This window comes from Staphylococcus sp. GDY8P45P (assembly GCF_017892745.1).
Classification (GTDB): domain Bacteria; phylum Bacillota; class Bacilli; order Staphylococcales; family Staphylococcaceae; genus Staphylococcus; species Staphylococcus cohnii.
On record NZ_JAESLS010000006.1, the window covers coordinates 52790 to 66777 of the forward strand.

Sequence of the window (13988 nt, forward strand, 5' to 3'; positions counted from 1 at the left end):
TGCTATTTTTTGTATAGGAGGATAATATATGACTCAAATTGTCAATGTTGTAGGAGCTGGTTTAGCTGGCTCAGAAGCCGCTTATCAATTAGCGCAAAGAGGCATAAAAGTAAATTTAATTGAAATGAGGCCGGTTAAACAAACTCCAGCACATCATACAGATAAGTTTGCTGAATTAGTATGTTCCAATTCATTACGTGGCAATGCGCTAACTAATGCCGTGGGTGTATTAAAAGAAGAAATGCGCCGAATGGATTCTCTCGTTATAACCGCAGCAGATAAAGCACGTGTACCTGCTGGTGGAGCACTTGCTGTAGATAGACATGATTTTGCAGGTTATATTACTGAAACGTTGAAAAATCACCCGAATGTAACTGTAATGAATAAAGAAATTAATACGATACCTGAAGGATATACTATTATTGCTACTGGTCCGCTAACAACAGATCAATTAGCACAAGAAATTGTTGATGTAACAGGTGAAGATCAGCTATATTTTTATGATGCTGCAGCACCGATTGTTGAAAAAGACAGTATTGACATGAATAAAGTTTATTTAAAATCACGTTATGATAAAGGTGAAGCGGCTTATTTAAATTGTCCTATGACCGAAGAAGAATTTAATAAATTTTATGATGCTTTATTAGCAGCAGAGGTAGCACCTGTGAATGAATTCGAAAAAGAAAAATATTTCGAAGGTTGTATGCCATTTGAAGTAATGGCAGCACGTGGACGTAAAACGTTATTGTTTGGTCCAATGAAACCAGTTGGCTTGGAAGATCCTAAGACTGGTGAAATACCATATGCTGTTGTACAATTACGTCAGGACGATGCTGCTGGTACTTTGTATAATTTAGTAGGGTTTCAAACACATCTAAAATGGGGTGCACAAAAAGAAGTGCTTAGATTGATACCGGGTTTAGAAAATGTTGAAATCGTTAGATATGGTGTTATGCATAGAAATACATTTATTAATTCTCCTGATGTACTTACGGAGACTTATGAATTAAAAGGAAAAGAAACACTTCACTTTGCTGGCCAAATGACTGGTGTAGAAGGTTATGTAGAAAGTGCGGCAAGTGGTTTGATTGCTGGTATTAACGTAGCACATAAAATTAAAAATAGAGGAAAGGTTATTTTCCCTAGAGAAACAATGTTAGGTAGCATGGCTTATTATATTGCTCATGCAAAAAATGAAAAAAACTTCCAGCCGATGAATGCTAATTTTGGTTTGCTACCAGTTTTAGATGAAAAAATTAAAGATAAAAAAATAAGATATGAACAACTCGCTCATAGAGCTTTATCATATTTGGACAACTTTAAAGAAACATTATGATTTTAATAGAATGAAAAAGTGATTCAGAAAATTAAAAAAAGTTTTTCTCAATTTAATAGTTATTTTTCGCAGTTCCCTCCATCGATATGCTACAATTTATATCGATGGAGGGGTTTTTATTGGAAGAAATCCAACAAGCTTATTTATATATGCTTAAAGTAGAACGGCATTTTTCAGATCATACATTAAAATCATATCATGATGATTTAGAACAATTTAATGATTTTTTAAATCAAGAGCATTTAAGCTTAGCTAATTTTGAATATAAAGATGCAAGAAATTACTTAAGCTTTTTATATTCAAAAAACTTGAAAAGAACAACGGTTTCTCGTAAAATTTCTACGCTGAGAAGTTTTTATGAGTATTGGATGGTACAAGATGAAAGTGTTATAAATCCATTTATACAATTAGTTCATCCGAAAAAAGAACAGTATTTGCCGCATTTCTTTTATGAAGAAGAAATGGAAGCATTATTTAAAACAGTAGAGCAAGATTTAAAAAAAGGTTTAAGAGATCGTGTTATTTTGGAACTTTTATATGCAACTGGGATTAGGGTTTCAGAATTAGTAAATATCAAAGAACAAGATTTGGACATGAATTTGCCAGGTGTTAAAGTTTTAGGTAAGGGTGGTAAAGAAAGGTTTATCCCTTTCGGCGAATTTTGTAAACAGAGCATTGAACATTACTTAGAAACATTTAGACCCAAAAAAAGTACCGAACACGATTATTTGTTAGTTAATATGAACGGTGCGCCTATCACTGAGCGTGGCGTTCGTTATGTGTTGAATGATGTAGTGAAACGAACTGCAGGTGTGACAGATATACATCCGCATAAATTAAGACATACGTTTGCTACACATATGTTAAATCAAGGCGCTGACTTAAGAACAGTGCAATCGTTATTAGGACATGTTAATTTATCGACGACAGGTCGTTATACACATGTTACGAATGAACAGCTTAAAAAAGTATATTTAAATGCACATCCTCGTGCAAAGAAGGAGAATTAATATATGAGTACATCTATTCATGCTACAACTATTTTCGCAGTACAACATAATGGACATTCGGCAATGGCTGGTGATGGTCAAGTAACACTTGGAGAACAAGTGATTATGAAGAAAACCGCTAGAAAAGTTCGACGCTTATATAATGATAAAGTGTTAGCAGGATTCGCAGGTAGTGTGGCAGATGCATTTACACTGTTTGAAAAGTTCGAGACAAAATTACAACAGTTTAGTGGTAATTTGGAAAGAGCCGCTGTCGAATTAGCGCAAGAATGGAGAGGCGATAAACAGTTAAGACAACTAGAAGCAATGCTTATTGTTATGGATAAAGATTCCATCCTTGTGGTGAGTGGTACTGGGGAAGTGATTGCACCAGATGATGATTTGATTGCAATTGGATCAGGTGGTAACTATGCCCTAAGTGCAGGTAGAGCATTAAAACGTCATGCGACAGATTTAAGCGCGCGCGAGATGGCTTATGAAAGTTTGAAAGTTGCATCAGATATTTGCGTATTCACGAATGACCAAATCGTAGTAGAAGAACTTTAAAAATTCATGTTTTAACGTAAGTAGAAATAACAAAAACTAAAAAATTATGAAATAAATGCATAATAAATGACGAGTTTTTGAAGAAAATATAGTAACGGAGGTATTTATCTTATGGAGTCGAATGGTATTAAATTAACGCCAAAAGATATCGTTTCAAAACTTAACGAATATATAGTCGGTCAAGATGACGCTAAACGCAAGGTAGCAGTAGCATTAAGAAATAGATATAGACGGAGCTTGCTTTCTGATGAAGAGAAACAAGAAATTGCACCTAAAAATATTTTAATGATTGGACCAACTGGTGTAGGGAAAACGGAAATTGCGCGACGTATGGCTAAAGTGGTTGGCGCACCTTTTATTAAAGTAGAAGCTACGAAATTTACAGAAGTAGGTTACGTTGGTCGTGACGTTGAGAGTATGGTTAGAGACTTGGTTGACATTGCTGTTAGATTAGTTAAAGATCAAAAGAAAGCGTTAGTTAAAGATGAAGCGAGAAATAAAGCAAATGAAAAATTAGTTAAACTTTTAGTACCAAGTATGAAGAAGAAAGCGAATAGCAGTAATAGTAATAACCCTTTAGAGTCTCTTTTTGGTGGAGCAATACCCAATTTTGGTCAAAATAATGAAGATGATGAAGAAGATACACCAACAGAAGAAATCAAAACAAAGCGTTCTGAAATTAAACAACAATTATTAAATGGTGAACTTGAAGAAGAAAAAGTGGGATTAAAAGTCGAGCAAGACCCAGGTGCCTTAGGTATGTTAGGAACAAATCAAAATCAACAAATGCAAGATATGATGAACCAACTTATGCCTAAGAAAAAAGTGGAAAGAGAAGTACCAGTCAAAACAGCTCGAAATATTTTGACAGATGAATATGCTGATGAATTGATTGATCAAGAAACTGCCAACCAAGAAGCGATTGAGCTAGCTGAACAAATGGGAATTATTTTTATTGATGAAATAGATAAAGTGGCTACGAACAATCAAAATTCAGGTCAAGACGTTTCACGACAAGGTGTTCAAAGAGACATTTTACCTATACTTGAAGGTAGCATGGTTCAAACCAAATATGGTACTGTTAATACTGAACATATGCTATTCATTGGCGCAGGAGCATTTCATGTTTCAAAACCAAGTGATTTAATACCTGAATTACAAGGTCGTTTCCCAATTCGTGTTGAATTAGAAAGCCTATCTGTGGAAGACTTTGTAAGCATTTTAACTGAACCTAAATTATCATTAATTAAACAGTATGAAGCGCTACTTCAAACAGAGCAAGTAACAGTTAATTTTACTGAAGAAGCGATTAAACGTCTGGCAGAAATTGCTTTTCAAGTTAATCAAGATACAGATAATATTGGCGCGCGTAGATTGCATACAATACTTGAAAAAATGTTGGAAGATTTATCGTTTGAAGCACCGAGCATGCCACATGCTGTCGTAGATATCACACCTCAATATGTTGATGATAAGTTGAAATCAATTTCAACAAATAAAGATTTAAGTGCATTTATTTTATAATACAAACAAAAAGGAGAAGTAATATGAGCTTATTATCAAAAACAAGAGAATTAAATACACTTTTGCAAAAGCACAAAGGAATTGCTGTAGACTTTAAAGACGTCGCACAAACAATAAGCAGTGTAACAGTGACAAATGTTTTTATTGTGTCAAGAAAAGGTAAAATTTTAGGATCAAGTTTAAATGAATTGTTAAAAAATGAACGTATTATTCAAATGTTAGAAAATAGACATATACCTGTAGAATATACTGACAAGTTAATGGATGTAAAAGAGACAGAATCTAACATTGGTATTGAAAGTGCTCTTTCAGTTTTCCCACCTGAAAATAAAGATGTATTTAAAGATAGTAAGTCAACTATCTTTCCAATACTAGGTGGGGGAGAAAGACTAGGTACGTTAGTACTTGGGCGTGTACAAGACGATTTTTCTGAAAACGATCTCGTTTTAGGTGAGTACGCGGCTACAGTTATTGGTATGGAAATTCTGCGTGAAAAACATAATGAAGTTGAACAAGAAGCAAGAGATAAAGCTGCAATCAATATGGCAATCAATTCGTTATCATACTCAGAAAGTGAAGCTATTGAACATATTTTTGAAGAGCTAGGTGGTAAAGAAGGCTTGCTAATTGCGTCTAAAGTAGCTGACCGAGTTGGTATTACACGTTCTGTTATTGTTAATGCATTACGTAAGTTAGAAAGTGCAGGAGTTATTGAATCACGTTCACTAGGTATGAAAGGTACGTTTATTAAAGTTAAAAAAGAAAAATTCTTAGATGAATTAGATAGAATAAAATAAAACGTAGAATAGCTAATTCGTGCATTTGCTATTTACACTATTCACATCATTTTGTATATCCATGCGTTATGCGTTGATTTGATAAATATGTAAAAAATAAATACAATGTCATTTTTAAACTTAAGCATTTCATATTAAGCATCTCATACTGGGGTGGAATCGTGTTATCTGAATTTGTAAAAATACAACTTGAGACCATGCCATTATTAATGAGAAATTATAAGCTGAACTATTGCTTTATATGTATGAATATGATATATTTATTCACGGCTATTAAGCCAATACGCACATAAAGAGCGGAAGTATAAAGGGTGCGATAACTTATTATCGTGTTTATATGAGCTTTTTATGGAGGTAAAAAACCAATAGGAGGATTTTATTTATGGCAGTAATTTCAATGAAACAATTACTAGAAGCAGGTGTTCACTTCGGTCACCAAACACGCCGTTGGAACCCAAAAATGAAAAGATACATCTTCACTGAAAGAAACGGTATCTACATTATCGACTTACAAAAAACAGTGAAGAAAGTAGAAGAAGCTTACAACTTTATCAAACAAATTTCAGAAGATGGCGGAAAAGTTTTATTCGTTGGTACGAAAAAACAAGCACAAGAATCAGTAAAAGCTGAAGCAGAACGTGCTGGTCAATTCTACGTTAACCAAAGATGGTTAGGTGGAATTTTAACTAACTATAAAACAATTTCAAAACGTATCAAACGTATTTCTGAAATTGAAAAAATGGAAGAAGATGGCTTATTCGAAGTATTACCTAAAAAAGAAGTAGTAGAACTTAGAAAAGAATATGACCGTTTAATTAAATTCTTAGGCGGAATTCGTGATATGAAATCTATGCCTCAAGCATTATTTGTAGTTGACCCTCGTAAAGAGCGCAACGCAATTGCTGAAGCACGTAAATTACACATCCCAATCGTTGGTATTGTGGATACTAACTGTGATCCAGATGAGATCGATTATGTTATCCCTGCAAACGATGATGCTATCCGTGCCGTTAAATTATTAACTGGTAAAATGGCAGATGCAATCTTAGAAGGTCAACAAGGTGTATCAAATGAAGAAGTAGCAGCTGAACAAAACATTGATTTAAATGAATCAAAAGAAGAAGCTACTGAAGCAGAAACAACTGAAGAAAACACTTCTGTTGAATCAAACTAAGAATAATGTAAAATGGGTGATAAGATATATAAGCTTATCACCTTTTTTTAAAATAAATATATTAAAATTCATTAAATAATGGAGGAATATGAAATGGCAATTTCAGCTAAACTTGTAAAAGAATTACGTGAAAAAACTGGCGCTGGTATGATGGATTGTAAAAAAGCGTTGACAGAAACTGATGGTGATATTGATAAAGCTATTGATTACCTACGTGAAAAAGGTATTGCAAAAGCAGCTAAAAAAGCTGACCGTATCGCTGCAGAAGGACTAGTACATGTAGAAGAAAGAGGAAATGAAGCAGCAATCGTAGAAATTAATTCAGAAACTGACTTCGTAGCACGTAACGAAGGTTTCCAAGAATTAGTAAAAGAAATTGCTATCCAAGTGTTAGATAGTAAAGTAGATACTGTTGAAGCTTTATTAGAATCTGAATTAGCTGACGGTAAATCTGTAGATCAACGCATGAAAGAAGCAATCTCTACAATCGGTGAAAAATTAAGTATCCGTCGTTTTGCAGTTAGAACAAAATCAGATAGTGATGCATTTGGTTCATATTTACACATGGGTGGACGTATCGGTGTATTAACAGTTGTTGAAGGTACTACTGATAGCGATGCTGCTAAAGATGTAGCTATGCATATTGCTGCGATTAACCCTAAATATGTTTCATCTGAACAAGTAAGTGAAGATGAAATTGCTCATGAAAAAGAAGTATTGAAACAACAAGCTTTAAACGAAGGAAAACCAGAAAAAATCGTTGAGAAAATGGTTGAAGGTCGTTTACGTAAATATTTACAAGAAATTTGTGCAGTTGACCAAAACTTTGTTAAAGATCCTGATCAAACAGTTGAAGCTTTCTTAAAATCAAAAGGTGGAAAACTAGTTGACTTCGTACGTTATGAAGTAGGCGAAGGTATGGAAAAACGTGAAGAAAACTTTGCTGACGAAGTAAAAGGACAAATGAAATAATTTTTCATAGTTTGAACAAGAAAGAAGACACCTTTTTGTGCTCCGTATGAAAGACTTACTTTTATATTGGAAGTTCTACTGTGTCTTCTTTACTTGTATCAAATACATATTTTCACAATAGAGAGGATAAGACAATGGCTCAAACTTCTAAATATAAACGTGTCGTTTTAAAATTAAGTGGTGAAGCACTAGCAGGTGAAGACGGATTCGGGATTAATCCGATAATTATTAAAAGTGTTGCTCAACAAGTAGCTGAGGTAGCAAAAATGGATTGCGAGATTGCAGTGATTGTTGGTGGAGGAAATATCTGGAGAGGTAAAACTGGTAGTGACCTTGGTATGGATCGTGGCACAGCCGATTATATGGGTATGTTGGCTACTGTCATGAACGCTTTAGCACTTCAAGATAGTCTAGAACAATTAGAGTGTGATACACGTGTGTTAACTTCTATAGAGATGAAACAAGTTGCAGAACCTTATATTCGTCGTCGTGCAATTAGACACTTAGAGAAAAAACGAGTTGTGATATTTGCAGCTGGCATAGGTAATCCATACTTCTCAACTGACACAACTGCAGCTCTGCGTGCTGCTGAAGTAGAAGCAGATGTTATCTTAATGGGCAAAAATAATGTTGATGGTGTTTACTCTGCAGATCCTAAAAAAGATGAAAATGCAGTTAAATATGAACATTTAACACATATTCAAATGTTACAAGAAGGATTACAAGTCATGGACTCAACAGCATCTTCTTTCTGTATGGATAACAATATTCCATTGAATGTGTTCTCTATTACAGAAGAAGGGAATATCAAACGTGCTGTTATGGGTGAAAAAATAGGAACATTAATTACAAAATAATTTAGAGGTGTATAATATGAGTGACATAATTAATGACACGAAAACAAAGATGAAAAAATCAATTGATAGTCTTTCAAGAGAATTAGCCAACATTAGTGCTGGTAGAGCAAATTCAAACCTTTTAAATGGTGTTACTGTTGATTATTATGGAGCACCAACACCTATACAGCAACTTGCTAGTATCAGTGTGCCAGAAGCACGTCTTTTAGTCATTTCACCATACGATAAATCATCAGTGGCTAATGTTGAAAAAGCCATTAATGCAGCAAACCTAGGTGTGAATCCATCTAGTGATGGTGAAGTAATCCGTATAAGTGTACCTGCATTAACAGAAGAACGTCGTAAAGAGCTTGTAAAAGAAGTTAAAAAAATTGGCGAAGATTCTAAAGTTGCAGTTAGAAATGTGCGTCGTGATTCGAATGACGAGCTTAAAAAACAAGAGAAAAATGGTGACATCACTGAAGATGACCTAAGAACTCAAACAAATGAAGTTCAAAAAATAACTGACGATTCTATAAATGACATTGATAAATTATTAGAAGAAAAAGAACAAGATATTATGTCAGTATAAACATGGTAATTATGATATGACTTTTTGTGAGTAAATATCTATCTTTTAGTTGTTTGATATTGAAAATAAAGCATATTATAAATTTATCTGAACTGTATCAAATCAGACTTTGGTACAGTTTTTTTATTTGTTTATTCATTGCGCTTATCTAGTATGATAAAATGATAGATAATTGCATTTAGAAGCTAATATAAAAAGCAGAGATGATAACGCTCGGAGGAAATACCATGTTTAAAAAGCTAAACAAGAAAAAAAATCAGCCTAACGAATCCAACATTGGCTTGGATTTACATAATGTACCTAATCATATAGCAATTATTATGGATGGCAATGGACGCTGGGCTAAACAAAGAAAGTTGCCTAGAATAAAAGGCCATTACCAAGGTATGCAAACGATCAAAAAAATAACTAAAGAAGCTAGTGATTTAGGTATTAAATATTTAACGTTGTATGCATTTTCAACTGAAAATTGGACTAGACCTAAAAATGAAGTTAATTATATTATGAACCTACCAGTTAATTTCTTAAAAACCTTTTTACCAGAATTAATAGAAAATAATGTTAAAGTAGAAACCATTGGTTTTTTAAATGATTTACCAACAGCAACACTTGAAGCTATAAATAAAGCAAAAGACCAAACCAAAGATAATACAGGTTTAAAACTGATTTTTGCAATTAACTATGGCGGACGTGCTGAAATTGTCCATAGTGTAAAATCAATTTATGAAAAATTATCTTCAGAAGGCTTATCCAGTGAACATATTACAGAACAATTGATTAACGAACATTTAATGACCCACCATTATCCTGATCCAGACCTTTTAATTAGAACCTCAGGTGAACAACGAATTAGTAACTTTCTTATCTGGCAAGTATCTTACAGTGAATTTATATTCAATGAAAAATTTTGGCCAGATTTTGACAAAGAAGAATTAATAAACTGTATTAAAATTTATCAATCTCGTCAAAGACGTTTTGGGGGATTATAGATAGTTAGGAGAATAGTATGAAAGTTAGAACTTTAACAGCAATAATAGCACTTATTGTTTTTCTACCTGTATTGTTAAAGGGTGGGCTTGTACTAATGCTTTTTTCATATTTATTAGCGTTTATAGGTCTCAAGGAATTGTTAAATATGAATATGATAAAGTTCTTATCCATCCCAGGAATTATAAGTGCATTAGGAATTTTAATTATTATGATACCGCAAGAAGCAGGTACATGGGTGAATGATTTACAATTAAAATCTTTGATAGCAATGAGTTTTATTTTATTAAGTTATACCGTGTTATCTAAAAATAGATTTAGTTTTATGGATGCTGCTTTTTGTTTAATGTCTATAGCTTATGTAGGCATAGGTTTTATGTATCTTTATGAAACAAGATCAGAGGGATTACATTACATACTGTTAGCTTTCTTAATTGTGTGGTCTACTGATACTGGTGCATACATTTTTGGTAGATTAATGGGCAAACATAAATTATGGCCAGTAATCAGTCCTAATAAAACAATTGAAGGATTCATAGGTGGTATTATTTGTAGTCTGATTGTTCCACTTATAATGGTGATGTTTATAGACTTTAATATTGCAATATGGTTATTGCTATTATGTACAGTTATTTTGAGTATGTTTGGTCAGCTAGGTGATTTAGTGGAGTCAGGTTTTAAACGCCATTTTGGTGTGAAGGATTCTGGACGTATTTTACCTGGTCATGGCGGAATATTAGACCGATTCGATAGTTTTATGTTTGTTTTACCATTATTAAATATATTTTTAATTTAAGTGATTTTGAAAGAAATGATGTGCTTTTAAAATTGTATAATTGAAAAATAAAAGGAGTTATTAATTTAAATGTTGATGATTGATCGCATGAGACATTTAAATTTTTAACTCCTTTTCATAAGTTTATAAAATGAATCGTATATATTTAAGAGGTAAGTCGTGAAAATTTTTTATACTGTATAAAGTTACGTGTATCAGTCGGTAGTGTTATGTTATAATTTTATAATCAAAAGCATTAAATTTCTTGTATATTATAATAATATAAAATAATGGAACAATCTTACGGAAAATATGAGGTGTATCAATTTGAGTTTTCTAGTGACAATTATTTCTTTTATAATCGTATTTGGTGTTCTTGTAACGGTTCATGAATACGGTCATATGTTTTTTGCAAAAAGAGCTGGCATTATGTGCCCAGAATTTGCAATTGGAATGGGGCCAAAAATTTTCAGTTTTAGAAAAAATGAAACTTTATATACCATTCGTTTATTGCCAGTTGGAGGATATGTAAGAATGGCAGGTGACGGATTGGAAGAACCACCCGTTCAACCAGGTATGCATGTAAAGATAAAATTAAATGATAAAGATGAAATCACACACATCATTTTAGATGATCAACACAAATTCCAACAAATTGAAGCAATGGAAGTTAAGCAATGTGATTTTAAAGAGGATTTATATATAGAAGGTGTTACTGCTTATGATCAGCAAAGACATCATTATCAGATTGCTGACAAAGCTTACTTTGTTGAAAATGGTAGTTTAATTCAAATTGCTCCTAAAAACCGACAATTTACACACAAGAAACCTTATCAAAAATTCTTAACACTGTTTGCGGGTCCTTTATTTAACTTCTTACTTACATTAGTATTATTTATTGGCTTAGCTTATTATCAAGGTACACCAACAAATACAGTTGATAAAGTTGCGCAAGATAGTCCAGCAGCGCACGCTGGCTTAAAAACAGGTGACACTATCGTGAAAATTGATGACAAATCTATCGATAGTAAATCTGATATAGATCAAGCAATGTCTCAGGTTAAAGACAAAAAGACGCAAATTAAAGTAGAACGAGATGGCAAAACAGAAAATTTACAAGTAAAACCGAAAAAATACGAACAAAAAGTAACTAAAACACATTCAGAAACAAAATATTTATTAGGCTATACTGCTTCTACTGAACATACAGTATTTAAACCTATTGCTGAAGGTGTAAAACAAACAATTGTAGCTGGGAAACTGATATTTACTGCGATTTTAAGTATGATTGCGAGCATTTTTACAGGTCAATTTTCATTTGATATGTTAAATGGTCCTGTCGGTATTTACCATACGGTTGATTCTGTTGTTAAAACAGGCATTATCAATTTAATTTCTTGGACAGCATTGCTCAGTGTCAATTTAGGGTTGATGAATTTATTACCAGTCCCAGCACTTGATGGCGGACGTATCTTATTCGTAATATATGAAGCGATTTTCAGAAAGCCATTAAACAAAAAAGCAGAAACTACCATTATAGCGATTGGTGCAGTATTTGTATTAATTGTTATGGTCTTAGTGACATGGAATGACATTCAACGTTATTTCTTATAAAAGGAGAGAGCATGTAAATGAAACAATCTAAAGTATTTATACCAACGATGAAAGAAGTACCGGCTGCAGCTGAAGCTTTAAGTCATAGACTTTTGCTAAAAGCAGGATTAATTAAACAAAGTACGAGCGGCATATATAGCTATTTACCGTTAGCTGCAAAAGTTTTGAATAACATTGAAACAATTGTAAGACAAGAAATGGAACGTATTGATGCTGTGGAAATTTTAATGCCGGCGTTACAAAAAGCAGAACTATGGGAAGAATCAGGTCGTTGGAATGCATATGGTCCAGAACTGATGCGTTTAAAAGATAGACATGGTCGTGAGTTTGCACTTGGGCCAACACATGAAGAGCTTATAACGTCTGTGATAAGAGATGAGCTTAAATCATATAAACAATTACCACTTACTTTATTCCAAATACAATATAAATTTAGAGATGAAAAACGTCCTCGTTTTGGACTGTTACGTGGTCGTGAATTTATTATGAAAGACGCATATTCGTTTCATGCAGATGAAACTTCTTTAGATGAAACATACCAAGATATGTATCACGCTTATGATCGCATATTTAAACGTGTCGGAATTAATGCACGACCAGTAGTTGCAGATTCAGGTGCTATTGGTGGAAGTCATACACATGAATTTATGGCTTTAAGTGAAATTGGTGAAGATACAATTGTTTATAGTGAAAATAGTGATTATGCTGCCAATATTGAAAAAGCTGAGGTTGTATATCATCCTAATGAAAAACATGATGATGTAGCATCATTAACAAAAATAGAAACACCTCAAGTACACACAGCACAAGCATTAGCAACATTTTTAGAAAAACCATTGGATGAAATTACAAAATCTATGGTATTTAATGTCGATGGTGAATTTATTATGGTACTTGTACGTGGTCACCATGAAATTAATGATGTGAAATTAAAAGCATTCTTTGGTACTGATCACATCGAATTAGCAACAGAAGATGAAATTAAAAATTTATTAGGTGCATCTCCTGGTTCACTTGGGCCAATTTTTGATAAAAATATCAAAGTATATGCTGATAACTTTATAAAAGATTTAAATAATATTGTTGTAGGCGCTAACGAAGATGGTTACCATTTATTGAATGCAAATGTAGGGCGTGACTTTGAAATAGAAGCGTATGGCGATTTTAGATTTATTTTAGAAGGTGAAGCCTTAGCTGATGGGTCAGGTGTCGCTAAATTTGCTGAAGGAATTGAAGTCGGGCAAGTATTTAAACTTGGTACAAAATATTCTGAAGCAATGAATGCAACATTCTTAGATAATCAAGGCAAAGCCAAACCTTTATTAATGGGATGTTATGGTATAGGTATTTCTAGAACTTTAAGTGCGATTGTTGAGCAAAATAATGATGAAAATGGTATTATATGGCCTAAATCAGTGACGCCATTTGATTTACACTTAATTACAATCAACCCTAAAAAAGAAGAACAACGTGAATTGGCCGATCAACTATATACACAATTAAAAGAAACATACGATGTACTATATGATGACCGTAAAGAACGTGCAGGTGTTAAATTTAATGATGCTGATTTAATTGGGTTACCAATTAGAGTAGTAGTTGGCAAAAATGCTGCAGAAGGTATCGTAGAAGTTAAACGACGTGATACAGGTGAAAGTGAAGATGTTCAAATTGATAACTTAAATCGTTATATTAATGATTTATACCTAAGTATATAATTCAGCAATTTACTTTTAGAAAGTAATTGCTATGACGAATGATATGTATGTTAAACAATTAAAAGCAAATATAATTTTTATCAATGAATATATTTGTATATGGGCAT

General features: G+C 33.0%; 13 protein-coding genes. All 13 read left to right on the forward strand.

From position 1 onward, the window contains the following. The first annotated feature begins 28 nt into the window (after positions 1-28). The 13 genes from trmFO (at position 29) to KA873_RS05060 (ending at position 13881) form a co-directional block, all read left to right on the forward strand. Positions 29-1336, forward strand: coding sequence for an FADH(2)-oxidizing methylenetetrahydrofolate--tRNA-(uracil(54)-C(5))-methyltransferase TrmFO (trmFO, locus tag KA873_RS05000; RefSeq protein ID WP_107384723.1), 1308 nt, complete (start codon positions 29-31; stop codon positions 1334-1336). A gap of 119 nt (positions 1337-1455) precedes the next feature. After that, positions 1456-2346 carry a tyrosine recombinase XerC gene (xerC, locus tag KA873_RS05005; protein ID WP_107384724.1) on the forward strand — a complete coding sequence of 297 codons (891 nt, stop codon included), beginning with the start codon at positions 1456-1458 and terminating at the stop codon, positions 2344-2346. Between the two features lie 3 nt (positions 2347-2349). Further along, positions 2350-2892, forward strand: coding sequence for an ATP-dependent protease subunit HslV (gene hslV / locus KA873_RS05010; RefSeq protein WP_107384725.1), 543 nt, complete (start codon positions 2350-2352; stop codon positions 2890-2892). A gap of 111 nt (positions 2893-3003) precedes the next feature. Continuing rightward, a complete protein-coding gene (gene hslU, locus KA873_RS05015) occupies positions 3004-4416 on the forward strand; it encodes an ATP-dependent protease ATPase subunit HslU (RefSeq protein ID WP_107504626.1) in 1413 nt (470 codons plus the stop codon). Between the two features lie 23 nt (positions 4417-4439). Further along, a complete protein-coding gene (gene codY, locus KA873_RS05020; RefSeq protein WP_107384727.1) occupies positions 4440-5213 on the forward strand; it encodes a GTP-sensing pleiotropic transcriptional regulator CodY in 774 nt (257 codons plus the stop codon). A gap of 382 nt (positions 5214-5595) precedes the next feature. Then, positions 5596-6387, forward strand: a complete 792-nt coding sequence (gene rpsB, locus KA873_RS05025; protein WP_040030607.1) for a 30S ribosomal protein S2 — start codon at positions 5596-5598, stop codon at positions 6385-6387. A gap of 93 nt (positions 6388-6480) precedes the next feature. Continuing rightward, entirely contained in the window at positions 6481-7359 is an 879-nt protein-coding gene (gene tsf / locus KA873_RS05030; RefSeq protein ID WP_107384728.1) for a translation elongation factor Ts, read from the forward strand. 134 nt (positions 7360-7493) lie between these two features. Then, a complete protein-coding gene (gene pyrH / locus KA873_RS05035) occupies positions 7494-8216 on the forward strand; it encodes a UMP kinase (RefSeq protein WP_019468449.1) in 723 nt (240 codons plus the stop codon). Between the two features lie 16 nt (positions 8217-8232). After that, positions 8233-8787, forward strand: a complete 555-nt coding sequence (gene frr, locus KA873_RS05040; RefSeq protein ID WP_107384729.1) for a ribosome recycling factor — start codon at positions 8233-8235, stop codon at positions 8785-8787. Between the two features lie 227 nt (positions 8788-9014). Next, positions 9015-9776 (forward strand): isoprenyl transferase, encoded by a 762-nt coding sequence (locus tag KA873_RS05045; RefSeq protein WP_107384730.1) that lies wholly within the window; start codon positions 9015-9017, stop codon positions 9774-9776. Between the two features lie 17 nt (positions 9777-9793). After that, positions 9794-10570, forward strand: a complete 777-nt coding sequence (locus tag KA873_RS05050; RefSeq protein WP_107384731.1) for a phosphatidate cytidylyltransferase — start codon at positions 9794-9796, stop codon at positions 10568-10570. Positions 10571-10876: 306 nt separating this feature from the next. Further along, complete coding sequence (gene rseP / locus KA873_RS05055) at positions 10877-12163, forward strand: RIP metalloprotease RseP (protein WP_107384964.1); 1287 nt, start codon at positions 10877-10879, stop codon at positions 12161-12163. 17 nt (positions 12164-12180) lie between these two features. After that, on the forward strand, positions 12181-13881 hold the full coding sequence (locus KA873_RS05060) for a proline--tRNA ligase (RefSeq protein ID WP_210140181.1): 1701 nt from the start codon (positions 12181-12183) through the stop codon (positions 13879-13881). Positions 13882-13988 lie beyond the last annotated feature (107 nt).